The organism is Alkalihalophilus pseudofirmus, from assembly GCF_029094545.1.
Taxonomy (GTDB): Bacteria; Bacillota; Bacilli; order Bacillales; family Bacillaceae_D; genus Alkalihalophilus; species Alkalihalophilus pseudofirmus.
Genome location: NZ_CP117835.1, coordinates 2,621,800 through 2,645,988 on the forward strand (window position 1 = coordinate 2,621,800; position 24,189 = coordinate 2,645,988).

Sequence of the window (24,189 nt, forward strand, 5' to 3'; positions counted from 1 at the left end):
AGTCGTGTGAAAGCTAGAAGAATTTTAACGGTAAAGAAGCAACATGTCAATACCGTATTGAACTTTCCTTTTACTGCATAACCATACCGCCATCAACATTCAGCGTTTGGCCAGTTATGTACGCTGCATCATCACTAGCTAAAAAGCGCACGACAGAGGCAATATGTTCAGGCTTGCCTAGAGCTCCTAAAGGAATCTGCCCAAGCATCACTGCTTTCATATCTTCTGTTAATTCATCAGTCATATCTGTTGTAATAAAGCCAGGTGCGACAGCATTCACTAAAATATTTCTGTTAGCAAGTTCTCTTGCCATTGTCTTAGTTAAACCGATGACACCAGCTTTTGCTGCTACGTAATTTGCTTGCCCGGCATTACCTAAAATACCCACTACCGAAGCTACATTAATTATTCTCCCGTAGCGCTGCTTCATCATTTGACGGGTCACAGCCTTAGAGCAGTTAAATACTCCTTTAAGGTTTGTATCAATCACTGCATCCCAATCATCTTCTTTCATTCTCATGAGAAGATTGTCACGAGTAATACCTGCGTTATTAACAAGAATATCTACTCGGCCAAATGCCTCGATTGATTCTTTTATCATAGCTTGGACGCTTTCGCTGTTAGCCACACCTGCTTGAACAGCCAGTGCATCCACACCTAATTCTTTACATGAAGCAACTACTTCTTCAGCTTTAGCGACACTTCCTGCATAATTCACCACAATATTTGCGCCGTTTTTAGCAAGTTCTAGTGCAATAGCACGCCCGATTCCTCGTGATGCACCTGTTACGACTGCGACTTTCCCTTGTAGCATTATTCCTTCACTCCTTCAAGTTTAGCGACCACTTTATTAAGGCTTTCTCGATCATTTACAGCAAAAGCTTGCGCGCGGCGGTTTACTTTTTTCACGAGACCCGTTAATACATTTCCTGAACCGACTTCAATAAATGTATCGACTCCAAGATCTTGTAGTTCTCTAATCGTTTCTTCCCAACGCACAGGAGAATATACTTGCTCTACTAATTTTTGTTCGATCTCATTCGCATCTGTTTGCGCTTTAGCTGTCACATTTGCAATGACAGGAACTTTTGCATCTTTAATCGTGATTTCCTTTAATACATCTTCTAGTTTATCTGCAGCAGGCTTCATTAAAGATGAATGGAATGGCCCGCTTACCGGAAGTGGAATTACCCGTTTAGCCCCTTTTTCTTTAGCAAGTTCACCACATAGAGCAACGCCTTCGCTAGAACCAGAAATAACAATTTGCCCAGGACAGTTTAGATTCGCAAGTTCTGCCACATGCCCTTTTGCTTGAATCTCCTTACATACTTCGGCTAAGAGATCTGCTTCCATACCAAGAACAGCAGACATGGCGCCTTCCCCGTAAGGAACCGCTTCTTCCATAAATAAACCGCGATTATGTACTGCATACACAGCATCTTCAAAAGATAGAGACCCGGCAGCAACCAGCGCACTGTACTCTCCTAAACTGTGTCCGGCTACATAATCAGGTGTTATATTTTCTTCTTTTAATAGTTCTAGAACCGCAATACTCATTGTTACAAGTGCAGGCTGAGTATTCTCAGTGCGGCGGAGCTTCTCTTCTGGCCCCTCTGCCATAATTTTTGTTAAAGAATATCCGAGCCTGGAATCAGCACGATCTAGAATTTCCTTACATTTTGGCTCATTCGTTCTGAGTTCTACTCCCATCCCAACAGCTTGTGAGCCTTGTCCTGGAAATAAAAAAGCGATTTTCCCCATTAGTTTCCTCCCCATTCTCTACTTGCTTTGTGTAGAATTTATTGTAGCAACTTCTGTTTGAATGATGGTTGTAACCTGCTCTTCTACCATTTGTCTTGCTTGTCTGATCGCATGGTATACAGCCACTTCATCAGAGGAACCATGTGCTTTAATGACAGGTGCCTTAAGCCCAAACAGTCCCGCACCGCCATACTCTGAATAACTTAGTTGACTTTTAATATCTTTAAAGCTTGACTTAAGCATTCCAGCTGCAAGTTTATTTTTCACAGATTTCGTTAGTTCCTTTTTCAACAAAGAAAATAAAGTTCCTGCTGTTCCTTCAATTGTTTTTAAGACTAAATTCCCTGCAAAGCCATCACAAACTACTACATCAGCGACCCCGTTCATAAGATCTCTGGCTTCGACGTTTCCGATAAAATGAAAATTGGCTGCTTCTAGGAGCGGGAACGCTTCTTTTGTTAATTCGTTTCCTTTTCCGCTCTCAGTACCGACATTTAATAGTCCTACACGAGGCTTTTTAACTTTTTGTACTTTTTCCATATATGTATTTCCAATGATTGCATATTGAAGCAGCTGCTCTGGTTTTGCATCCATATTAGCCCCTACATCAAGCAGCAAAAATCCATTGCCGTCAAGTGTTGGCAGCATTGGTGAGAGGGCAGGTCGATCAATTCCTTTAATCCGGCCAACATGCAATAGCCCTGCTGTCATTAAAGCGCCCGTATTTCCTGCCGATATGCTGGCATCAGCACGCCCTTCTCGTACTTCACGCACACTAAGAACCATCGAAGCTTCCTTTTTTCTGCGGACAGCTGTTGTCGGCTGATCTGTATCTTCAATTTTCTCTGTTGTATGCAGAATCGTAATATTTGTATCATCTTTTAAATGTGGACGAATGTCTGATTCATTGCCCACGAGCGTTATTTCCAGCCCGGAAAAATCTTTCACTGCTTGCTCGGCAGCTGCTACTTGGGCACGCGGTGCATGATCTCCGCCCATTGCATCAATTGCAATTCTCATTTTCATTCTCCTTTTTTTCAACCTATATCATTGTTGCGATACATCACAAACTCACCCTGAAAAACCATTTCTTGGTCTACAAAGCTCTCTACTTTAACAGTGGTACGCCCTTGTTCTGTCAGTAATACACTCGCTTTGGCTATAACCCTTTCGCCGGCTTTAACCTGCCGTGTAAAGTGAATGACAGCCCGCTGTGTCAATGCAAGCGGATCATCTATGATCGCCACTGCCAGCGAGTTCGCTTGGGCAAATAGATGATGCCCTCTTGCAATACCTGAACGACTAAAGACATGTTCGTTTTGTACATCTAAAATGGATATCGCTCGTTCATCAAGCTGTAAATCGACAATTTCCCCGATCACCTCATCAGGATGAAGCGCACGAACATCATCAAGCTGCTGTTTAGCAACATCTTTAATTCTCTCACGAAGTTCAGGGATTGCAAGTTCCATTCTATCAAGCCTAATCGTTTGAATACTTACGGAAAAACGCTTGGCAAGCTCTTCATCTGTCATAAATGGATTGCTTGCCAGCGTTTCTTGTAAAATCGATTGGCGTTCTTTTTTACGTCTTTTCATATCTTGCCCTACCACCCTTTACCTAGGTGCAGACACCTCACGATATTACTTTTCAAGCAAAGTCATAAAAAGTGCGTGAAAAGCTTGTGACGATCGCAGCCCTGTTGGTTCAATCAAACAACTCATATTTATATGACTAGGTACTAAGAGTAGTATATAATTGCACACTTATAATTTCAATAGTTAATCAAGCTTTTCTCCAGCAAATACACCAGAGTCCTCTAAGTACTTTCTAAAGTAGCTGTAGACAGGGTTTTCAAAGAAATCAGCTTTGTTTACTAATTCAGCTGCATCTTGCCTGGCCACTTCAAGCGCCCGGTAATCATGAACCACATCAGCTACTTTAAAATTAGGAAGTCCGCTTTGTTTGGAACCGAAGAAATCTCCAGGTCCTCGCAGTTCCAAATCTCTCTCAGACAACACAAACCCATCATTTGTTTCAGTCATAATCCGCATCCGCTCTTTACCAACTTCTGACTTCGGGTCAGCAAGCAATATACAATAAGACTGGGCATCACCTCGTCCTACCCTGCCTCTTAATTGATGAAGCTGAGCAAGTCCGAAGCGCTCGGCGTCATAAATAACCATAACAGTAGCATTAGGCACATTCACACCGACTTCAACCACAGTAGTCGATACTAAAATTTGTGTCGAATTCTCACTAAACGCTTCCATCACTTCATCTTTTTCCTTTGGATGAAGACGCCCATGCATTAAGCCGACTTTAAACTTCCCGCTGTAATGCTGCTGGAGGATCGCATGAACATCAATCGCATTTTGCACATCGAGTGATTCCGACTCTTCAATAAGCGGACAAATGACATAGGCTTGTCTCCCTGCGTGCAATTCTTTTTCAATAAAACCAAGCACACGGTCTAACATGTCATGTTTTGTCCAATACGTTTCAATTACCTTCCGCCCGGCAGGCATCTCATCAATAATTGATACATCCATATCCCCAAAAACGGAAATAGCAAGCGTTCTAGGAATTGGTGTTGCCGTCATAAATAATACGTCAGGATGCTCCCCTTTATCTCGAAGCACTCTTCTTTGTTCTACACCGAAACGATGCTGCTCATCTGTAATGACAAGACCTAAGTCGTGAAAGATGACATCTTCTTGAATGAGCGCATGAGTGCCAACAGCAATATGCATCTCCCCTGATTCAAGGCGCTCGAGCCTCTCTCTTCTTTTCTTCCCTTTGACTGAACCTGATAAGAGCTCAACTTCAATCCCAAATGGTTCAAGGAGAGGTTTAAGCGAGGAGACATGCTGCTCTGCTAATATTTCTGTGGGCACCATTAGTGCTGCTTGTTTTCCGGCTTGAACGACGGCATACATACACACGGCCGCAACGACGGTTTTTCCGGATCCGACATCCCCTTGTAAAAGGCGGTTCATCCGGTAATCAGATTCAATATCATGAAGAATATCTTTCACTACTCTTTTTTGAGCACCCGTAAGCGGGAAGGGGAGTCCGCTCACAAAATCTCTCACCTTGTTTCGATCAAGCATAAGCGGCACACCGACTGATTGTTCACGGTTTATTTTTCGATATGCTTGCATTTTTAACTGAAAGAAAAGAAATTCCTCATAGACCATTCTTCGCCGTGCGTGTTTTGTTGCTTCATCTTTTGATGGATAATGCAGACGGTAGATCGCTTCTCTTTTAGTTGGAAGCTTGTATTTTTCTAAAAACGATTCCGGAAGCACCTCAGGTATATCCTCACCGTATTGCTGCATCGCTTGATAAATATATTTTTTAAGTGATTTTGACGTCAATTTGCCTGATACTGAATAGACAGGCACGATCGTCTGTTCTTTTTCTACTCTGCCTGGATGGCACTCGCTGCCGGCGATGGTCATTCTATGCTGATCCCATTTTCCTGTAACGGTAACCTCCTGGCCGATTTGAAAGTACTTTTTTAGAAACGCCCGATTAAAAAAAGTAACCGTTATTAAAATTTGATTGACTAACAGCCTTACGGACAAGCGGTTTTTTTTCTTTCCGTAGTAGCGGATCGATGGTTCACTTTGCACTACACCGACTACCGTTACTCTCTCATCATGCTTTGTATCTTGTAAATCTTTTAACTGGTAATCCTCATACCGAAAAGGGAAGTGCTCGATTAAGTCTTGGACTGTATGAACATTCATCCCAGCCATTTGTTTTGCGGTTTCCTCACCGACTCCTTTTACTTCGGTAACCGGTAAACTCATGATGTGATTCATTTCTTATCAAGCGATACACCAAAAATTTTGGCTTCTAGCTCCCGTCCAGTTGGTGTCGCTGCTAATCCTCCTTGAGCTGTTTCACGGAGAGCTTCAGGCATCGTTTGTCCAATTTTATACATCGCATCAATCACTTCATCGCATGGAATTCTGCTTGTAATGCCTGCTAATGCCATGTCCGCTGCCACCACAGCATTTGATGCTCCCATTGCATTACGTTTCACACACGGTACTTCTACAAGCCCTGCCACAGGATCACATACAAGACCAAGCATATTTTTCAAAGCAATTGCCATTGCTTCTGCGGATTGACTCGGCGTGCCTCCAGCAAGCTCTACTAAGGCTGCTGCTGCCATTCCGGTTGCAGAGCCCACCTCAGCCTGGCATCCTCCAGCCGCACCAGAGATAGAAGCATTATTCGCTACTACAAATCCGAAAGCACCTGATGCAAATAAATAACCAATCATCGCATCTTCTGTCGGATTTAATTTTGCTTCTAGTCCGAATAATACTCCCGGTACAACGCCTGCAGCACCTGCTGTCGGCGTGGCGCAGATCGTTCCCATTGCAGCATTTACTTCATTCGTTGCAACTGCTTTACTAACCGCATCTAATAAGACATCACTAGATAGAAAATTGCCTTTTTTAATATATTCTTGTAACTTGACCGCATCTCCGCCAGTTAGGCCGGATACTGAACGAACATTTTCAGAAATTCCTCTTTCAACTGCGGCTCTCATCACCTTCAAATTTTCTCTCATTTGATTTATGACGACCTCTCGTGATTTGCCGCTTACTTCTACTTCCTGTCTGATCATCACTTCAGAAATAGGTATATCTTGTGATTCAGCTAATTCTACAAGCTCCGCCACATTACGAAACATATTCATTCCTCCTACTAGCATTCAGCCTAATCATGAATCTTTGTCACTTTCACGATATTTGGCAGGCTTTCTAGTTCTTTTAAAATAGTATTTGGTACATTTTGGTCAACTTCTATCACCATAAGAGCTTCTTTCCCTTTTTCTTTTCGCGATACTTCCATATGTCCAATATTAATTTCATGCTTAGCAAGCACATTCGATACGCCTGCTATCACACCATACCGGTCATTATGAACGACTAATATAGCAGGATGATTTCCAGAAAGCTTTAATTGAAATCCATTCAGCTCAATAATTTCTATTTTACCGCCCCCAATGGAGATACCAACGAGTTCAATTGTGACCTCTCCTTTAGTTAACACCACTTTAGCCGTATTGGGGTGATCCGTTAAGGCTTCTTCCTCATGAAAATGAATATCAATCTTTTCATCTTTCGCAATTGTAAGCGCATTCGTAATCCTAGAATCGAAGGTGTCAAAGTCTAATATTCCTCCAACGATCGCTACGTCTGTCCCATGTCCTCTATACGTTTTAGCAAATGATCCATAAAAATAAATATCTGCACGATCTGGTTTTTCTGCAAACAATGTTCTTGCTACTCTCCCTATTCTCGCTGCTCCTGCAGTGTGAGAACTTGAAGGCCCAATCATAATAGGTCCAATAATATCAAACACTGTACGATACTTCATAGCTTTCCTCCTGTGATTATCATCCATATACTACTACAATTCTCTAGAAACGACGAAATGAAACCTATCTACAAAGCAAAAATATCCCTACCTAGCTATGGTGCAGGCAGGAATATTCTTATGATTCATCATGCTTTTGTGATGGAAAAGGCAACAGTGCCCGGGCCGACGTGTGCACCGATTACGGCTCCAATATCTGTCATCACTTCTGATTCCACATTAAATTCAGCTCGCATTCGATCCAGCATTTCACGAGCGAGCTCTTCGTTTACAGCATGTGAGACGCCAACATGAACACGAGCTTGTCCATATTGATCACGCAGCACTTCTAAAATACGACTTAACGCCTTCTTCTGACCACGTACTTTTTCTACAGGGTACACTTCCCCGTCTTCTGTCAGGCTGAGAATGGGCTTAATTTTTAACAATGAACCAAGCATAGCTGACGCTTTTCCGATTCGGCCATTCTTTTGCAGAAATTCAAGCGTATCTACTAAGAAATACACCTTCGTGTCGTTCATTAACTCATCAATACGGCTAAGACATTCTTCAACTGACTTTCCTTCTTTAGCCATCTTCGCGACTTCAACAACGATTATTCCAATCGCATAGGATGCTCGCTTCGAGTCAATCACATGAAGCTTATCAGAAAGATCCAGTGATTGCTTTGCAATCATGGCAGCTTGGTATGTCCCGCTCATTTTAGATGATAAATGAATCGAGATGATCGTTGTATCCTCTTCAGTAAGCAGCTCACGATACAATTCTTCAAATTGATAAGGAGTCGGCTGAGATGTTGAAGGGATCCGATCCTCTGCTACAACCTTCTCATAAAACTCAGTCGATGTTAAAGTGACTCCATCTTGATATGTCTCTTCTTCAGAGAAGATCACGTTTAATGGAATGACCGTAATGTTTAATTGTTCAGCAAGCTCCTTTGGAATATCCGCTGTGCTATCTGTTACCACTACTACTTTTGACATACAATCCAACCCCCGTACGGATTATTCAACCGAGAAAATATATGAGTATAGTGGCTGATTACCTAAATGGATATCTACCTCTACATCTGGATACTCACTCTCAATGTAGGCAGCTAACTCATCTGTTAACTCACTGCTTGCATCTTCCCCTTGCAGGATTGTAATAATCTCACTATTTTCATCCATTAACTTTTGCAGCAGCTCTTTTGTAACCTCTAGTACATCGGCACCTGAGCTGACGATCTTTTTCTCTGCAATTCCCATGAAATCATCTTTTTTAATATCGATACCATCAATATTTGTATCACGAACAGCGAATGTAACTTGTCCTGTTTTCACATGAGACATTGCCTCTTTCATTCCTTGTGCATTTGCATCAAGCGCATCTGATGGGTTAAATGCGAGTAGTGCAGCAAGTCCTTGAGGAACAGTTTTAGAAGGAATGACAACCGCTTTTGCATCCACTACTTGCGCAGCCTGTTCTGCTGCCATAATGATATTCCCGTTGTTAGGAAGAATAATTACTTTTTCTGCGTTTACTTCTTCAATCGCACGCACAATATCCTCAGTACTAGGATTCATCGTTTGCCCGCCTTGAATGACAGCACTTGCTCCTAAGCCTTCAAACAGCTTGGCAATACCATCGCCCATAGATACCGTTACAATACCGTATTCACTCTTTTCCTTCGGTGTGGCCGCAGGGGCTTCTTCGCCTCCATATACAGCCTTCGTTTCGTCTAGAAGGTGGGTATGTTGTTCACGCATATTCTCAATTTTAATGTTGATTAGATCACCAAAACGTTGAGCTTTCGATAGAACTGCTCCTGGTTCCTCTGCGTGAATATGTACTTTCAGAAGATCTTCATCAGATACAACTAAAAGTGAATCACCATGTTCACTTAGTTCATTACGGAATGATGTTTCATCAAATGGATTAGCAGCTAATTTCTCTTGCTCAAAACGCACCATCACTTCTGTACAATAGCCAAATTCAATATCTTCTGTAGACATATGACTTTGAGCATTGTGATGTTCAATTTTCACAAGATCCTCCATTTGCGGCTCTTCAGGCAATGAATCAGATAGCTTTTCACCTTTAAGCACTGCTAAAAATCCTTCGTAAATATAAACTAATCCTTGCCCACCAGAATCAACCACTCCAACCTCTTTTAATACAGGGAGAAGATCCGGTGTTCTTTTTAAAGAAGCACGTGCTTCTTTAAGCACTTCTTCCATCATTGCTATGACATCTTTTTCATGTTTGGCTGTTTTCACAGCGTGTTTTGCCGCATCTTTTGCAACAGTTAGAATCGTTCCTTCAACAGGTTTCATAACCGCCTTATATGCTGTTTCAACACCATGTTCAAATGCCTTAGCTAAATCTAGTGCACCAATCGACTCTTTACCTTCTACATCCTTAGAGAAACCACGGAATAATTGAGATAAGATAACACCGGAATTACCACGTGCTCCCATTAAGAGTCCTTTTGCAAAAGAGGCAGCGACCTTACCTGCATTATCACTAACTTGTGCTTTCACTTCTTTTACCCCAGAAGTAATGGACAAGTTCATATTTGTACCTGTATCTCCATCCGGAACAGGGAATACATTAAGTGAATCCACCACTTTAACATGTTTTGATAAATTAGCTGCCCCTTCGACAAACATATGGGCAAGTTTTTTTCCTTCAATCGAATTTACTGACACAACAAGCTCCTCCTAACTACACCTTACGGATTAGTAACGCGGACGCCTTGAACAAAAATATTCACGGAATCAACATCTAACCCTAACATTTGTTCTAACTGATACTTCACTTTCGTTTGGACATTGTAAGCTACTTCAGAAATTTTTGTACCATAGCTTACGATAATGTACATATCGATATGAATTTCCTCATCGATCTCACGAATTACCACACCGCGGCGAAAGTTTTCTTTTCCTAACAAATCAGTAATACCATCCTTGATTTGCTTTTGGGAAGCCATACCAACAATACCGTAACAATCGACTGCTGCTCCGCCAGCAATTGTAGCTACTACATCTTTAGAAACATCTACAACACCTAGTTGGGTTTTCATTTCAATGGACATAAATGATTCCTCCTTCTCGAATTCAAGACTTCGGTCATTATCGTCATTTTACTATACTCAAAGGGTTTTTTAAAGTTGTTTTAAAATAAGCGGGGCAAAGATACACTGTCAAGCAACTTTACTTGATAAACTTTCCGTGTAGCTATTGCATTCATATAGGGGCTGTGCTACTATAGTCAAGTATGATTTCTGTGGTCATCGCTATTGGTATAAGGAGGTGCAGATCATGGCTCGTAAATGTGCAATTACTGGAAAACAAGCAAAAAGCGGCAACAAGCGTTCTCACGCATTGAATAAAACAAAACGCCGTTGGGGTGTAAACGTACAAAAGGTTCGTATTTTAGTAGATGGTAAGCCTAAGCGTGTATATGTTTCTACTCGTGCGCTTAAGTCTGGTAAAGTTGAACGCGTATAATTTACTTCGTTACTAACAAAAAAGCACCGTATACACGGTGCTTTTTTGCATTTACCCCTTTTTGAATGAGTTCAGCATGGCCCTTACGAATCCACCTAAAAATTTGGGCAGTTTGATTGTGTAGAATTTCATAGCTCCTCCTCCTCAACGTAAAACCCATGAGTTAATGATAAAGAACTTTAGCTAGCGACCAGAGCGGGCGGTAGCAAAGCTTGCTTCACCCTTTCGATAAAAAGACTTGCAGTATAATAGAGAAAGGATAAAAACAACACTCTTTTCTACTAGTATATTCACAAGCTAAGAACTATACCTACTTTTTCCCGAGAATTCTCTAACCTTGTCTTCCTACCCTATACATATGCATTTTTTTACTAGATATGTCTTGGACTTTTTGAGTAAGTACACCTCTTTATCTGACCCTAAAGCACATAATACTTATATGCACTAGTTGACCCAACCGTTCCCTGCAATTAAAAAGAACCTAAGAAAACAAAAAAAACGTTAGTCGGATGACTAACGTTCACACAGATTAAGACCCTCTAATGTCAGCAATTGCCTTCGCACGGTCTTCTTTATTGTAAATAGCTGAACCAGCTACTAACACATTAGCACCAGCTTCCACGCATTGTTTAGCTGTTTCCGGATTCACTCCTCCGTCCACTTCAATCTCAACATCTAAGCCTTTTTCTTTAATGTAGGAAGAAGCTTCTTTAATTTTTGGCAGAACAGATGAAATGAAAGACTGGCCGCCGAAACCTGGATTTACGGTCATAAATAAAATCATATCCAGATCCTCCACTATTGGTTTAACCGCGTCAAACGGGGTATGAGGATTTAAAACGACTCCTGCCTTGCAGCCATTCTCTTTAATTAAGTGAATGGTTCTGTGAAGGTGCGGACACGCTTCTACATGCACGGTAATGATATCTGCACCTGATTTTGCAAACTGCGGGATATATTGATCAGGATTTTCGATCATTAAGTGAACATCTAACGGCAGTTTAGTAACGGGACGGATCGCATCCACAATTAAGGGACCGATCGTAATATTTGGAACAAAATGCCCGTCCATCACATCAACATGGATGTAATCGGCACCGCCTGCCTCTACTTCTTTAATATCTTCTCCAAGGGTAGCGAAATTAGCTGAAAGAATCGATGGTGCAATTTTAATCATGATCTAATACCTCCGTTTAGTGTTCTTAATTTCATCTAAAAAAACAAGATAATGCTCATAACGGCCGTTGTCAATTTCACCTTGCACAAGCGCTTCTTTTACTGCACATTTAGGTTCAGAGGTGTGCGTACAGCCCCGAAACTTGCATAGATTATGGACGCTTGCCATTTCAGGAAAACAGCTTGATAAGTCTTCAGGCTCCATTTCAATAAAATCAAGCGAGCTAAAGCCAGGGGTATCTGCAATTAATCCCCCGCCCACTGCTAATAATTCTACGTGTCTTGTTGTATGCTTGCCTCGACCTAGATGACTTGAAATTTGATTGGTTTCAATTTCTAGTTCCGGTTTTAGTACGTTTAGCAGAGAAGATTTACCTACTCCTGACTGACCCGCGATAACGGTGACTTGATCTTTGATACAAGATAGAATTTCTACCATTTCGTTCGTTTGATTTGATGATTGGTTTTGATTTGTTGTTAAAATGACGGTATACCCAATGGCTTCATATTGCTTTTGATATTCTTTTATTTCCGCTAGTTCATTTGGTAATAATAAATCGACCTTAGAAATAATAATAACCGGTTTGATATTGTTTGCTTCGATATGTACTAAAAAACGGTCGAGTAACAGCGGACTGAAGTCAGGTTCCTTCGCTGAAAAAACAAGCAATGCTTGATCGATATTAGAAATAGGCGGACGTACCAGTTCATTCTTTCGATCAAATACATCTAAAATATAACCATCTGTACGATTTTCTGCTTCAAATTCCACCTCATCTCCTACAAGCGGTTTAATCTTGCGCTTTCTAAAATTTCCACGACCTCTGCATTGGAATATTCCATCTTCATTTTGAACGTAATAAAAACCACTTAAGGCTTTTACAATCATACCAGTTGCCATGCATGACCTCCTTAATTTTCCCCAAAACAAGTAGAAAGAGCTTAGCTTACTCACTAAGCTCTCTTCTTTTAATTGAATGTATATTGCTTAGAACTATGAGCTTGGTTTCCGTTGACATAAACATCAAATGAACCTGGATATTCCTCACTTACCTCTAGAGGTATGGAATAGGTTTTCGGTTCGGTTATTGATTCCTCAACAAATACTTCATCAGCCCCATTTGTTGTCGCATCACGATATATGATGCGGATCTCATAACTATTACCGGCCTCTTGGTCCTCTTGCGATACGTCAACAGGCTGATTGACTTCATATTGTTTTGTTGCTGGTGTTTCTGGTTCAGGATCTGGCTCTTCGGTGCTTCCGCTATCTTCTGGCGTATCCTCTGACGCTGGTGGTGGTTCTTCTTCTCTAGGTCCTCTTGAGACAATTAACTGCACATCATCACCCGGCTGCAGCATCGTAAATGCTCCAGGTGATTGACGTATGATGAGACCTGCCTCCACTGAATCAGAGTATTCATTTTGGAAACGGCCGTTTAAGCCTACCTCAGTTAAATACTCACGTGCGGCATCTTCCCGTTCGCCCTCTAAATTACGAAGCCTAATCTCTGATTGAACCGCATACGTTAAATAAACCGTTGTTTCACCTGCTACCACTGTTTCACCAGCAATAGGACGCTGCTCGGTAACGATGCCAGGTGTTTGGGTCGTATCTTCCTGCTCAATGCGTTCGACCGTTAAGCCTTGTTCATCGAGAAGGCGCTCTGCCCTTTCAATAGGAAGCCCAATAACATCATCGAGTTCAAAGCTCTCGTCTTCTATATTAACATATAGGACCACTCTTGATTGTTCCTTTACTCTCGAACCTGCCCTTTGGCTTTGCCGCGCAACATGACCAGGTTCAACACCTTCTATCTCCTCATCCTCGCGCTCGACCACAAGGTTAAGGCCAAGAAGCTCTTCTTCAGCCTCTTCATACGGCATACCAACAACATCAGGAACTTCAACCTCTGCCACATAGAAGAGATTAGGAAACAGGACAAAAGCCGCTGCCGTAGAACCGATTAATAAAAACAACGCTATAAGACTGATAATCAGCCATTTTTTCTTCTTTTTCTTTTTAGGTGCAGGCTCTGCAGGCTCTTCTCCTGCCTCAGCTTGCTCAGACGCAGGCTTTGGAGGCGGTGTGGAGGCAGCAACAGGTGCCGTGCGCTCATTGGATTTTATTTCAATTGTTTTGTCAACATCATCTTCTTTTAAATCGTCATCTTTAATGATAGGAATAGCCTTTGTCATGTCTTCTTCAACATCATTAGCATAATATACATTTTCATTTAGTCTGTCTGGATTTAAGACCGTTTCGACATCTTCTTCCATATCATGAATCGATGCATATCTTTTTAACGGATCTTTAATTGTCGACCTTCTAATCACATTTTCAATACTTTGCGGCAGTCCTGGGACGATCGATTTTGCAGAAGGCACCTCATTTTGAAGGTGCTTAATTGCAATAGACACGGCCGTATCACCCTTAAAAGGCAGCGTACCTGTGACCATTTCAAACAAGACAATTCCCATAGAATAAATGTCAGAGCGGTACGTAACATGACCTCCGCGCGCTTGTTCTGGTGACAAATAATGCACAGAACCCATAACTGAATTAGTATGCGTGATCGTAGCCGATGAAATCGCACGCGCAATTCCAAAATCTGTGACCTTCGCAACGCCGTCCTTACTCACTAATATATTATGCGGTTTAATATCACGGTGGATAATTTGGTTCGCATGGGCGTGTGAGATCGCAGCCATCATTTGCTTGAGCAGATCAAGCACCTTTTCAACAGGCAAAGGACCTTCCGATTGAATTAATTCTTTCAACGTAAATCCTTCTACGTATTCCATTACAATGTAATACGTATTGCCCTCTTCTCCGACATCAAAAATATTAACGACATTCGGATGGTTTAAACTTGTTGCAGCTTGTGCTTCCCGGCGAAAACGTTTAATAAACTGTTCATCTTCTGAGAACTGTGGTTGGAGAACTTTTACTGCAACATGACGGTCTAAAATGACATCTAATGCTTTATACACATTTGCCATTCCGCCGCCGCCGATTACTTCAAGAATTTGATATCGGCCCGCAATACGAGTACCTATCATTTCACTCACCTAGCCTTGTCCGTATCTAAGGCATGATTAGAATGTTCTTCATACTTAACGATTGCAATTGAAATATTATCTTCTCCACCACGTTCATTCGCCTTTTTAATGAATGATTCCGCTATCGCCTCTATCGATTGTTCTGCCGTAAGCATATTTTCCATCTCAGCTGTTTCGATTTTGTTAGATAAACCGTCTGAGCAAAGCATAATTAATTGATCGTCTTCTACTTGAAGTGTCTGCACATCGACTTTAATAACAGGTTCCGTACCCAGAGCCCGTAAAAGTACATTTTTTCTTGGATGATGTTCAGCTTCAGCTTCTGTGATTTGACCCGTATTCAATAATTCTTGTACGAGTGAATGATCAGATGTTTTGAGCTTAAAGCCAAACTCATTTTTAATATACACTCTGCTGTCTCCCACATGAGCAATTGAGACAAACTCTTCTGTACATAGAGCGGCAACAATTGTCGTACCCATGCCTTGGCATTCTTTATTGTCTAATGCATGTTGATAGAGATGTTCATTCAGTTTCAAACAGCTATTTCTCAGCCAGTGCTCTGCTTCTTTAGCAGAAAAAGGTGAGCTTACTTCACTCCATTCCTTTTCTAGAAACGATACAGACATGGAACTTGCAACATCTCCTGCTAAGTGTCCACCCATTCCATCAGCTACAACGGCCAGAATTCCGCTCGAATTCTCAAATACGCCTCCGCTGTCCTCATTATGTGTACGCACTTTCCCAACGTTTGTCATAAACGTATACCGCATCCTGCTACCACCTACCTCTTCTCCCCAAATCAAATGAGCTGAACTCTCCTTAGTCCTCATCCTAATAAGGTTTCATACCCTCTAACTTCGCCGCCTACATTGGCATTCCCTCTATGGGCATTTACTCTAAGCAATTTTAAGGTTACTGTTTAACCAAGCTCGAAATAAAGAAGCCGTCACTGTTAAAATCTTGGGGCAATATTGTAACCATCCCTGATTTAAATCGTTTTGAGTCAATCACCTGCTTAGGAAGGCGATTTTTTAAATCTTCATCTTTAACAAATGAAGGGTGCTCAGCTAAAAACGCTTCAACGGTTTCCTCATTCTCATCTTTATCCACCGTACACGTACTGTATACTAACGTACCGCCTTTTTTTAATAACGGGGCAACAGCATTTAATATCGCCTGCTGAATGGATTGAATCGCTTTAATGTCTGCTTCTTTCTTGGCCCACTTGATATCTGGCTTTCTCTTTATAACACCAAATCCAGAACACGGCGCATCTACAAGAATGCGGTCGAAGCTCTCTGGCTCAAATTTCTCAGCCAGCTTACGTGCATCTGCTGCCTGGGTATCAATAATTGATAAATCAAGCCTTGCTGCTTGTCCACGTATTAGTTTCACTTTATGATCATGTAAATCAAAAGCGAGAACGCTGCCCTCATTATTCATTTGTTCTGCAATATGAGTTGTTTTACCGCCAGGGGCAGCACATACATCCGCAACTCTTTCACCACTGTTCGCCCCAAGCGCTCTGCCTACAAGCATAGAACTTTCATCTTGAGCCGTCACATACCCTTGTTTAAACGCTTTCGATTCAAACACTTGTCCGGCCTTAATAATAAGAGCGTCCTCACTAAGCTCTCCTTTGACAGCCGCAATCCCATCTGCTTCAAGCATGCTGATCACTTCTTCTCTTGTTGCTTTTGTTTGGTTTACACGCACTGTAACAGCAGGAGAGACTAAGTTCTCTTCACACATTAATCGGGTCTCTTCCTCACCAAATTGCTTAACCCAGCGAGCTACAAGCCACTCCGGATGACTCGTTTCTAAAGCTAATCGTTTGATAGGGTCTTTTTCATCTTTAATATCAGGAACGCCTTCTCGCCCGATACTGCGTAGGACCCCGTTAACCATCCCGCTGATTCCTTTATGGCCTCTTTTTTTAGCGATCGTTACCGCTTCGTGTACAACCGCCCTGTCTGGAATACGATCGAGATATACAAGCTGATAGACTGATAACCTAAGCAATACCTTTACCCAATCTTCTAACTTATCAATACCCTTCTTAACAAAAGGAGCAAGAAAGTAGTCGAGTGTATCTCTACGTTGAATCGTTCCATAGACAAGCTCAGTGAGTAAACCAATATCTCTGCGGTCTAGCTTTGATTTATTAATCGTTTGATTCAATAAAAGATTACTGTAAGCTTGATTTTTCTCAATTTGTAATAACACATCTACTGCTACTTCACGTACATTTTTACTCATTTTCATCTCCAAGTTTCATCCCAGTTTTAAGGGAACTCCCTGCCCCGCGCAAGAAGTCCTCAGCAGTCATTCTTTTTTTGCCAGATGGTTGAAGCTCCATAATTTCAAGAGCTGTTTGATTACCTGTAGCAACGACAAAAGAGTCATCTCTAATTTCGATCACCGTACCTGATTCATGTTCTGTTGCCACGTTCACTTTCTTTGCCCGCCACACTTTTAACGGCTTTTGTTGAAGGGTCGTAAATGCAACCGGCCATGGATTCAGTCCGCGGACTTGGTTGTATAATTCCTCACCCGTTTTACTCCAGTCCATTTTTTCCATCTCACGCGTGATATTTCTAGCAAACGTTACCTTCGTTTCATCTTGCTTTTGCGGTGTGATTTCACCCTTAATTAAAGCTGGGATCGTTTCACTTAACAATTTAGCACCTGCAGCACTTAATTTATCATGCATCGAACCAACATGATCCTCCTCTAAGATCGGAACACGCACTTGTGTTAATATATCACCTGCATCTAGCTTCTCAACCATATACATAATGGTAATACCGGTTTCTTTCTCACCATCAATAATTGACTGATGAATAGGTGCTCCGCCGCGATACTTCGGCAATAGAGAAGCATGAACATTAATACAGCCGTACGCTGGCTTCTCTAAAATATCGTTAGGCAATATTTGACCATAAGCTGCTGTAACGACTAGATCAGGTTCATATCCTAACACACGCTCAATTTCTTCTTGATTTCTAATGCGTTCTGGCTGAAGCACAGGAATCCCGTGTTTCATTGCTTCTACTTTTACCGGAGGAGGTGTCATAACCTTCTTTCTGCCTACAGGGCGGTCCGGCTGGGTGATGCAGGCAGCAATGTTATACCCATCCATCACTAATTGACGCAACACCGGTACTGAAAAGTCCGGTGTTCCCATAAATACAATCTTCATATTCTAATCCTGCCTTTCAAAAATAACGTGCGAATGTATCTCATACAATCTTTAATTAAATAGTTTACTTACATAAATAAATAAGGATGTAAATCAATTGATATATTCAGCTGGCCTTGATTCATTTCTTTTAGATAATGCTGCTGAATTTCCCGCAATGTATTTACAAGCTTCGGTTCATTTTTGTATTTTATCATGCATTGATAGCGATATCTATCTTTTATCCGTGCAATAGGAGAGGCTGTAGGGCCTAAAACAACCGTTTCATCTGAAAGCTCTCTTTTTAAAAATGAGGTGATTTTTTCCGTTACGCCAATCACTTTAGTAATTTCCGGATGAGAGACATTAATTAACGTCAGATAAAAATAAGGCGGATAACCAGCATGTTTACGCTGAGCCATTTCCATTTCAAAATAAGCTTCATAGTTATGAGACTTTACAAGCTCGATACTATAGTGTTCAGGAGTGTATGTTTGAATAACAACTTCGCCAGATAATTCATGCCGCCCGGCTCTTCCGCTTACTTGTTCCATCAGCTGAAACGTTCTCTCACTCGCCCTGAAGTCAGGTATATGCAGCATGGAATCTGCAGCGAGGACACCAACGAGGGTTATGTTTGGAAAATCCAGGCCTTTAGCGATCATCTGAGTGCCTAGCAAAATGTCCGCTTCTCCTTTGCCAAACGACGTTAAAAGCCGTTCATGAGAGCCTTTTTTTCTTGTTGTATCTACATCCATCCTAATGACTCTAGCAGAAGGAAGGACTCGCGCGATTTCTTCTTCCACTTTCTGTGTTCCTGTCCCAAAAAATCGAATGTGTTCACTCCCGCAGGACTCGCATACAGTCGGCATCGCTTCCTCATGACCGCAATAATGACACTTAAGTTGATTCTGACTGCGATGATATGTCAGAGATATATCACAATGATCACATGTTGCTACATACCCGCAGTCCCGACACATCACAAAGGTTGAGTACCCTCTGCGGTTTAAAAATAGAACCGTTTGTTCATTGCGATCCATTCTCTCTTGCATCTTTTCAAGTAAAGCAGCTGAGAACATTGACCGGTTGCCTGCTCTTAACTCTTCACGCATGTCTACAACATTCACTTCTGGCATTGCACGATTATTTACACGTTCGGTCAGAGGCAACAAAGTATATCGACCCTTTTTCGCCCTGGCATACGATTCTAGCGACGGGGTCGCACTTCCTAAAATTACCGGACATTGATGATACCGGCCCCTGAACATCGCCACATCTCTAGCATGATAACGAGGGTTTTCCTCTTGCTTATAGCTTGATTCATGCTCTTCATCTATAATAATAATTCCTAAGTTTTTAAACGGAGCAAAGATAGCTGACCTCGCCCCGACAACTACCTTCACTTCATCACGATGAATCTTGCGCCACTCATCATATTTCTCTCCCATTGAAAGACCAGAATGTAGAACAGCTACTTTAGAGCCAAATCTGCCCTTAAAACGGTTCACCATTTGCGGGGTAAGAGCAATTTCTGGGACGAGCACAATGGCTTCTTTCCCATCCTTTAATGTGCGGTCAATCGCTTGAAGATAAATCTCTGTTTTGCCGCTGCCAGTCACTCCGTGTAATAAAAATGGTTCGTGAACCTCACTTTCAAGACTTTTGAGAATAGGCGCAATCACAGCTGCTTGTTTTTCAGTTAATTCAAGCGGCTTTGTTTCTTGGATATCCAACCCTTCCGTTGGGTCACGGTACACTTCTTCTTCCGTCTCATTAAGCAGTCCTTTTTTAAGAAGAGGAGTTATCGTCGCACGAGTGGTTTCTAATATACTCAAGAGCTCATTCGTTTTGATTGGATTCTTTTGGTTATATAAAAACGAGATTACCTCTCGCTGTTTTGCCGCACGCGCAGACAGATGACGTAATAGTTCTTCTTCTGACTCTCCCTCAGCCGCAAGCCTAAGAACCCGTTCTGTCTTTTTATTTCCTTTGTCAACGACAACATATTCAAGATCAAGCACCCCTTCTTGAATATAGGTCTGAACGAGCCGAACGAGTGAGGCATGCTCTTTCGTTAGAACATCCCAGTTCAGTCGGTCAGATTTTCCAAATGCCGCTTGAAGCGCCATATCAAAAGAGGCCGGGTCTCCTTTCAATACGACTTCTTTTTTCACTTTTGCACGAAGAGCAGCAGGTAGCATGACGTGGTAAGCTGATATTTTAAAGCTTAACGTCTTATCTGTCAGCCATTCTCCTAACTCTAATAATTCTTGAGTTAAAACAGGGATTACATCAAGGATATTCGAGATTTTTTTTAATTTATTATGAGAAGAAGACTCCGCAATCTCGATTACAAACCCTTGGATGGTCCTCGGTCCAAATGGGACGACGACCCGCATTCCTGGCTTGACCACTTCCTCCCATTCAGGCGGAATGCGGTAATCAAACAGACGATCGGTTTGTTGGGCGGGCACATCCACAATCACTTTTGCGATCATTCATTCCGATTCCTTTCAATATAATCTATAATATCGGTTAATATCTGCTTCGCTACGGCATCTTTCGTTTGCTGTTCATAATTCTTAACCTCGCCGTCTTTAGAAAGAATCGTCACAATGTTAGTGTCAGACCCAAATCCTGCACCTGGCGTGGTAATGTTATTTGCTACAATTAAATCGAGATTCTTTTTTAGCAGTTTTTGTTTCGCATATTCTTCAACGTTTTCCGATTCAGCCGCAAAGCCAACCAAAATTTGATTCGCCTTCTTTTCACCAAGTGTTTTCAGGATATCCCGAGTCCTCTCCATTTCAACGCTCCACTCACCTGGACTTTTCTTTCTTTTCTGTTCAAACGTTTCTTTTGGTCTGTAATCAGCCACTGCTGCTGACTTGATGACAATATCTGCAGAATCATATACAGACATTACAGCCTGATACATTTCCTCAGCGGATATGACTTTGATCACATCCACACCAGCTGGACGAGGAAGATTGGTCGGACCAGATACCAGCGTCACTTCTGCTCCTGCCCGTTTAGCTGCTGCAGCTACGGCATAGCCCATCTTACCAGTTGAGTGATTCGTGAAATAACGAACTGGGTCAATCCTTTCTTGAGTCGGTCCCGCTGTAATTACCACATGTTTTCCTTTTAACTCATTTATAGAATTGGTATCCCTCTCTTCAAATACACGATTAATCATATCAGCAATGACCTCAGGCTCTGCCATGCGACCTTTGCCTGTCCACCCGCAAGCAAGATACCCTGCTTCACCTTCTATAAAAGAGTAACCAAAATCTTTAAGCGTCTGCATGTTTTTCTGTACAGCAGAATGGTTGTACATGTTTACGTTCATAGCAGGGGCTAAATAGACATCTGCCTTTGTCGCAAGCAGCGTAGTCGTAATCATATCATCAGCAATCCCGTTTGCTAGTTTTCCGATGACATTTGCAGTAGCAGGAGCGACTACAACAAGGTCTGCCCAATCAGCAAGATCAATATGAGCAATCTTTGACGGATCTGGTTCATGAAAGGTCCAATCATATACAGGGTTTCTTGATAATGCTTGAAATGTGTTAGGATTAACAAATTCTTTTGCAGACTCAGACATCATTACCTTTACCTCGGCACCTGCTTGAACAAGTTTACTCGTTAACGCGCAGGCTTTATACGCAGCAATGCCTCCAGTTACAGCTAGTACAATATGTTTACCATTTACCATGTGTGTTCTCACCCTTTATATGCACAGTTGCTATTGCACCGTTTCTATTTTTTATGTAATAAATAGGTTCTCTTATTCTATTATGCCACCCAATCTTAACCTAAACAAAGAGCCTGCCCTCTATAATAGTAATCAAATGATCCAAACAGGCTTGCTGCAAGTATCAATCTTGGTTTACTTGAGGGTCAGACTCTTTCATTGGTTGTATGAATTACTCTTCTTCTACTGGGGTAATACGCTCAAAACGCAGATGTTCTTCCACAATTTCTTCAAGCGCCATACCAACAGGCTTATGTGCTTTAGGGCGGTTCACAAGCGGACCGCGGCTTGAATCTTCACGAATTTCTCTTGCACGCTTTGCCGATACAGTGACAAGTGTATATTTTGAATCTAATTTATCCATTAATGAATCAATTGATGGGTATAACATTTAGTCAACCTCCACTAACTCTTTATATTTTTCAATAAGTCTTTCTCTTTTACAATGTTCAGCAACAACAATGGATTTAATTCGATCCACAGCAAGGTCTACTTGATCATTTTCTACGACGTAATCGTATTTTTTCATCATGTCAATTTCTTCCCTTGCAACAGTCATCCGCTTATTAATCACTTCTTCAGTTTCCGTGCCGCGCCCTACAATACGCGCTCTTAGCTCAGCTAAGCTCGGAGGCATAAGGAAAATAAACACGCCTTCTGGGAACTTTTCACGAACCTTCAAAGCTCCTTGAACCTCAATCTCTAAGATAATATCTTGTCCATTATCAAGCGTCTGCCTCACATAATCAACTGGCGTACCGTAATAGTTACCGACATACTCTGCCCATTCTAGTAATTGATCATTTTTAATCATTTCTTCAAATTGATCACGGCTCTTAAAGAAGTAATTAACTCCATTCACTTCTCCTTCTCTCGGCTGCCTGGTTGTGGCAGAAACAGAATATTGAATATCTGTTTCCTCTTTACGTAATGCTCCGCAAACCGTCCCTTTTCCAACGCCTGCTGGGCCAGATAATACAATTAATAAACCCTTTTCTTTCTTCATGGAAACCTCCTACACCACATAGATTACCCCGTAGTGGCTGCATCTTTCATAATTAAGATGTACCTGATTAAAAATAAGGCATTCACAAGATGTGATTATGCCTCTTCTGCACCATCTTCCTTACTAGTTAAGCGCTGTGCGACTGTTTCAGGCTGTACTGCGCTTAAAATTACATGATCACTATCTGCAATGATAACTGCTCTTGTTCTACGACCATATGTAGCATCGATCAGCATGTTTCGATCACGTGCATCTTGAATAATGCGTTTGATCGGTGCAGATTCAGGACTGACAATGGAAATAATTCGATTAGCTGAAACAATATTTCCAAATCCAATGTTAATGAGTTTAATATTCATGCATGTTCCCCCATCTGTTAGGAGAGCCGACTACCACTCTCATCATTTTTATCCAAACTAACCTTACTATATACGAAAAAGCGTTCGAATTCTACGTTCTATTCAACATTTTGTACTTGTTCTTTAATCTTTTCTATGTAACTTTTCAATGAAACAACAAATTGTCTTACTTCTGCATCATGAATTTTCGAACCGATTGTATTAATTTCACGGTTCATTTCCTGAACGAGAAAATCAAGCTTTCTGCCGATAGGAAAATCGTGATTTTCACTAATTTCCTTAAAGTGGCTAAGGTGCGATCGCATCCTTACAAGCTCCTCATTTACATCTGCTTTTTCAGCATACAAACATGCTTCAGCAATGATGCGGTCAACTACCGCTTCACTGAGCTCCTTTAAAGACGAGGCCACACGCTCCTCCATTCTCTTTTGTAAATGTAGATTAATATCTGGTGCTTTTGTTTCAATTTTAGAAAGAACATTTGATATGTGGTTTAGCTGAATAAAAAGATCTTTTTTCAACCGGTCCCCTTCTCGTTCTTTCATATCAGCGAGTTCTTGAATACAAGCAGTTACGGAATTTAAGATCGCCAAACTGATTTCTTCTGCATGCTTATCTTCCATTTCCACTTTTTTGACAAGCCGGTCATCAAAAAGAAGTGTGTTTACATCTAAGCATCCACCAACTTGATTTGATGATCCCTTTAATTCATTGGCAATTTTGATGTACTCTTTGAGTAACTCATAATCCACTTCAAGCTTATGCTTACTAAATTCGGCTTTTTCAACATGAATAAAAAGATCAATTTTCCCGCGTTTTATTTCGTTATGTACTGTAGAGTGTATCTTTTCTTCTAAATGAAGAAACTCATTTGGGATACGAGTACTGCACTCAAAGAAGCGATGATTCACTGCCTTTGCTTCTACTATGATCGAAAAATGATCGCACTTAAAACTGTAACGTCCATAACCAGTCATACTTCGCAT

24 protein-coding genes are annotated in these 24,189 nt (G+C 41.5%); 1 reads left to right on the forward strand and 23 read right to left on the reverse strand.

Annotated elements, in window-relative coordinates:
* Positions 1–70: 70 nt before the first annotated feature.
* The 10 genes from fabG to PQ478_RS14085 all read right to left on the reverse strand — a co-directional run bounded on the left by fabG (position 71) and on the right by PQ478_RS14085 (position 10,240).
* Positions 71–814: a 3-oxoacyl-[acyl-carrier-protein] reductase gene (gene fabG, locus PQ478_RS14040; protein ID WP_289234648.1), complete on the reverse strand. Its 744-nt coding sequence runs from the start codon at positions 812–814 to the stop codon at positions 71–73.
* Positions 814–1,761, reverse strand: a complete 948-nt coding sequence (gene fabD, locus PQ478_RS14045; RefSeq protein ID WP_289234649.1) for an ACP S-malonyltransferase — start codon at positions 1,759–1,761, stop codon at positions 814–816. The genes fabG and fabD overlap by 1 nt, the downstream gene beginning before the upstream one ends.
* A gap of 18 nt (positions 1,762–1,779) precedes the next feature.
* Positions 1,780–2,781 carry a phosphate acyltransferase PlsX gene (gene plsX / locus PQ478_RS14050; protein ID WP_289234650.1) on the reverse strand — a complete coding sequence of 334 codons (1,002 nt, stop codon included), beginning with the start codon at positions 2,779–2,781 and terminating at the stop codon, positions 1,780–1,782.
* 17 nt (positions 2,782–2,798) lie between these two features.
* Positions 2,799–3,359, reverse strand: a complete 561-nt coding sequence (fapR, locus tag PQ478_RS14055; RefSeq protein ID WP_012959426.1) for a transcription factor FapR — start codon at positions 3,357–3,359, stop codon at positions 2,799–2,801.
* Between the two features lie 183 nt (positions 3,360–3,542).
* Positions 3,543–5,591: an ATP-dependent DNA helicase RecG gene (gene recG, locus PQ478_RS14060; RefSeq protein WP_289234651.1), complete on the reverse strand. Its 2,049-nt coding sequence runs from the start codon at positions 5,589–5,591 to the stop codon at positions 3,543–3,545.
* The gene (gene sdaAA / locus PQ478_RS14065; protein WP_012959428.1) at positions 5,588–6,475 is read right to left on the reverse strand and encodes an L-serine ammonia-lyase, iron-sulfur-dependent, subunit alpha; all 888 of its coding nucleotides are present in this window, start codon (positions 6,473–6,475) and stop codon (positions 5,588–5,590) included. The genes recG and sdaAA overlap by 4 nt, the downstream gene beginning before the upstream one ends.
* Before the next feature lie 26 nt (positions 6,476–6,501).
* Positions 6,502–7,164 (reverse strand): L-serine ammonia-lyase, iron-sulfur-dependent subunit beta, encoded by a 663-nt coding sequence (gene sdaAB / locus PQ478_RS14070; RefSeq protein WP_012959429.1) that lies wholly within the window; start codon positions 7,162–7,164, stop codon positions 6,502–6,504.
* A gap of 128 nt (positions 7,165–7,292) precedes the next feature.
* Positions 7,293–8,147, reverse strand: coding sequence for a DegV family protein (locus tag PQ478_RS14075; RefSeq protein WP_289234652.1), 855 nt, complete (start codon positions 8,145–8,147; stop codon positions 7,293–7,295).
* A 21-nt stretch (positions 8,148–8,168) separates the two neighbouring features.
* Positions 8,169–9,854 (reverse strand): DAK2 domain-containing protein, encoded by a 1,686-nt coding sequence (locus tag PQ478_RS14080; protein ID WP_289234653.1) that lies wholly within the window; start codon positions 9,852–9,854, stop codon positions 8,169–8,171.
* Between the two features lie 23 nt (positions 9,855–9,877).
* A complete protein-coding gene (locus tag PQ478_RS14085; RefSeq protein WP_022628206.1) occupies positions 9,878–10,240 on the reverse strand; it encodes an Asp23/Gls24 family envelope stress response protein in 363 nt (120 codons plus the stop codon).
* A 226-nt stretch (positions 10,241–10,466) separates the two neighbouring features.
* Here PQ478_RS14085 and rpmB point away from each other — a divergent pair, with 226 nt between their 5' ends.
* A complete protein-coding gene (gene rpmB, locus PQ478_RS14090; protein ID WP_012959433.1) occupies positions 10,467–10,655 on the forward strand; it encodes a 50S ribosomal protein L28 in 189 nt (62 codons plus the stop codon).
* A 51-nt stretch (positions 10,656–10,706) separates the two neighbouring features.
* On the opposite strand, the gene spoVM is transcribed toward rpmB, so the two are convergent.
* From spoVM to PQ478_RS14155, 13 genes are all read right to left on the reverse strand, one after another.
* Positions 10,707–10,787, reverse strand: coding sequence for a stage V sporulation protein SpoVM (spoVM, locus tag PQ478_RS14095; protein WP_022628207.1), 81 nt, complete (start codon positions 10,785–10,787; stop codon positions 10,707–10,709).
* 397 nt (positions 10,788–11,184) lie between these two features.
* Positions 11,185–11,832 (reverse strand): ribulose-phosphate 3-epimerase, encoded by a 648-nt coding sequence (rpe, locus tag PQ478_RS14100; protein ID WP_022628208.1) that lies wholly within the window; start codon positions 11,830–11,832, stop codon positions 11,185–11,187.
* Positions 11,833–11,835: 3 nt separating this feature from the next.
* Positions 11,836–12,732, reverse strand: coding sequence for a ribosome small subunit-dependent GTPase A (rsgA, locus tag PQ478_RS14105; protein ID WP_012959436.1), 897 nt, complete (start codon positions 12,730–12,732; stop codon positions 11,836–11,838).
* Between the two features lie 68 nt (positions 12,733–12,800).
* Positions 12,801–14,894: a Stk1 family PASTA domain-containing Ser/Thr kinase gene (gene pknB / locus PQ478_RS14110; protein WP_289234654.1), complete on the reverse strand. Its 2,094-nt coding sequence runs from the start codon at positions 14,892–14,894 to the stop codon at positions 12,801–12,803.
* Between the two features lie 5 nt (positions 14,895–14,899).
* Positions 14,900–15,667, reverse strand: a complete 768-nt coding sequence (locus PQ478_RS14115) for a Stp1/IreP family PP2C-type Ser/Thr phosphatase (RefSeq protein ID WP_041822473.1) — start codon at positions 15,665–15,667, stop codon at positions 14,900–14,902.
* A 142-nt stretch (positions 15,668–15,809) separates the two neighbouring features.
* On the reverse strand, positions 15,810–17,156 hold the full coding sequence (gene rsmB / locus PQ478_RS14120; RefSeq protein WP_289234655.1) for a 16S rRNA (cytosine(967)-C(5))-methyltransferase RsmB: 1,347 nt from the start codon (positions 17,154–17,156) through the stop codon (positions 15,810–15,812).
* Positions 17,149–18,099: a methionyl-tRNA formyltransferase gene (gene fmt, locus PQ478_RS14125; protein ID WP_289234656.1), complete on the reverse strand. Its 951-nt coding sequence runs from the start codon at positions 18,097–18,099 to the stop codon at positions 17,149–17,151. The genes rsmB and fmt overlap by 8 nt, the downstream gene beginning before the upstream one ends.
* A 68-nt stretch (positions 18,100–18,167) precedes the next feature.
* Entirely contained in the window at positions 18,168–20,579 is a 2,412-nt protein-coding gene (gene priA / locus PQ478_RS14130) for a primosomal protein N' (RefSeq protein ID WP_289234657.1), read from the reverse strand.
* The gene (gene coaBC, locus PQ478_RS14135; protein WP_289234658.1) at positions 20,576–21,799 is read right to left on the reverse strand and encodes a bifunctional phosphopantothenoylcysteine decarboxylase/phosphopantothenate--cysteine ligase CoaBC; all 1,224 of its coding nucleotides are present in this window, start codon (positions 21,797–21,799) and stop codon (positions 20,576–20,578) included. Before coaBC ends, priA begins: the two co-directional genes overlap by 4 nt.
* Positions 21,800–22,010: 211 nt before the next feature.
* On the reverse strand, positions 22,011–22,229 hold the full coding sequence (rpoZ, locus tag PQ478_RS14140; RefSeq protein WP_012959443.1) for a DNA-directed RNA polymerase subunit omega: 219 nt from the start codon (positions 22,227–22,229) through the stop codon (positions 22,011–22,013).
* Positions 22,230–22,844, reverse strand: a complete 615-nt coding sequence (gene gmk / locus PQ478_RS14145; RefSeq protein WP_012959444.1) for a guanylate kinase — start codon at positions 22,842–22,844, stop codon at positions 22,230–22,232.
* A gap of 95 nt (positions 22,845–22,939) precedes the next feature.
* Positions 22,940–23,203, reverse strand: a complete 264-nt coding sequence (gene remA / locus PQ478_RS14150) for an extracellular matrix/biofilm regulator RemA (RefSeq protein ID WP_012959445.1) — start codon at positions 23,201–23,203, stop codon at positions 22,940–22,942.
* 98 nt (positions 23,204–23,301) lie between these two features.
* The gene (locus tag PQ478_RS14155) at positions 23,302–24,189 is read right to left on the reverse strand and encodes a YicC/YloC family endoribonuclease (RefSeq protein WP_075682629.1); all 888 of its coding nucleotides are present in this window, start codon (positions 24,187–24,189) and stop codon (positions 23,302–23,304) included.

Bases quoted from the DNA above. Each gene is read 5' to 3' on its own strand.
- fapR (WP_012959426.1), bottom strand. From the start codon at position 3,359: ATGAAAAGACGTAAAAAAGAACGCCAATCGATTTTACAAGAAACGCTG.
- PQ478_RS14075 (WP_289234652.1), bottom strand. From the start codon at position 8,147: ATGTCAAAAGTAGTAGTGGTAACAGATAGCACAGCGGATATTCCAAAG.
- coaBC (WP_289234658.1), bottom strand. From the start codon at position 21,799: ATGGTAAATGGTAAACATATTGTACTAGCTGTAACTGGAGGCATTGCT.
- rpoZ (WP_012959443.1), bottom strand. From the start codon at position 22,229: ATGTTATACCCATCAATTGATTCATTAATGGATAAATTAGATTCAAAA.
- gmk (WP_012959444.1), bottom strand. From the start codon at position 22,844: ATGAAGAAAGAAAAGGGTTTATTAATTGTATTATCTGGCCCAGCAGGC.
- plsX (WP_289234650.1), bottom strand. From the start codon at position 2,781: ATGAGAATTGCAATTGATGCAATGGGCGGAGATCATGCACCGCGTGCC.
- rpe (WP_022628208.1), bottom strand. From the start codon at position 11,832: ATGATTAAAATTGCACCATCGATTCTTTCAGCTAATTTCGCTACCCTT.
- PQ478_RS14085 (WP_022628206.1), bottom strand. From the start codon at position 10,240: ATGTCCATTGAAATGAAAACCCAACTAGGTGTTGTAGATGTTTCTAAA.
- recG (WP_289234651.1), bottom strand. From the start codon at position 5,591: ATGAATCACATCATGAGTTTACCGGTTACCGAAGTAAAAGGAGTCGGT.
- rsmB (WP_289234655.1), bottom strand. From the start codon at position 17,156: ATGAGTAAAAATGTACGTGAAGTAGCAGTAGATGTGTTATTACAAATT.
- PQ478_RS14155 (WP_075682629.1), bottom strand. From the start codon at position 24,189: ATGCGAAGTATGACTGGTTATGGACGTTACAGTTTTAAGTGCGATCAT.
- pknB (WP_289234654.1), bottom strand. From the start codon at position 14,894: ATGATAGGTACTCGTATTGCGGGCCGATATCAAATTCTTGAAGTAATC.
- spoVM (WP_022628207.1), bottom strand. From the start codon at position 10,787: ATGAAATTCTACACAATCAAACTGCCCAAATTTTTAGGTGGATTCGTA.
- priA (WP_289234657.1), bottom strand. From the start codon at position 20,579: ATGATCGCAAAAGTGATTGTGGATGTGCCCGCCCAACAAACCGATCGT.
- remA (WP_012959445.1), bottom strand. From the start codon at position 23,203: ATGAATATTAAACTCATTAACATTGGATTTGGAAATATTGTTTCAGCT.
- sdaAA (WP_012959428.1), bottom strand. From the start codon at position 6,475: ATGTTTCGTAATGTGGCGGAGCTTGTAGAATTAGCTGAATCACAAGAT.
- rpmB (WP_012959433.1), top strand. From the start codon at position 10,467: ATGGCTCGTAAATGTGCAATTACTGGAAAACAAGCAAAAAGCGGCAAC.
- fmt (WP_289234656.1), bottom strand. From the start codon at position 18,099: ATGAAGATTGTATTTATGGGAACACCGGACTTTTCAGTACCGGTGTTG.
- sdaAB (WP_012959429.1), bottom strand. From the start codon at position 7,164: ATGAAGTATCGTACAGTGTTTGATATTATTGGACCTATTATGATTGGG.
- fabD (WP_289234649.1), bottom strand. From the start codon at position 1,761: ATGGGGAAAATCGCTTTTTTATTTCCAGGACAAGGCTCACAAGCTGTT.
- PQ478_RS14115 (WP_041822473.1), bottom strand. From the start codon at position 15,667: ATGCGGTATACGTTTATGACAAACGTTGGGAAAGTGCGTACACATAAT.
- fabG (WP_289234648.1), bottom strand. From the start codon at position 814: ATGCTACAAGGGAAAGTCGCAGTCGTAACAGGTGCATCACGAGGAATC.
- rsgA (WP_012959436.1), bottom strand. From the start codon at position 12,732: ATGGCAACTGGTATGATTGTAAAAGCCTTAAGTGGTTTTTATTACGTT.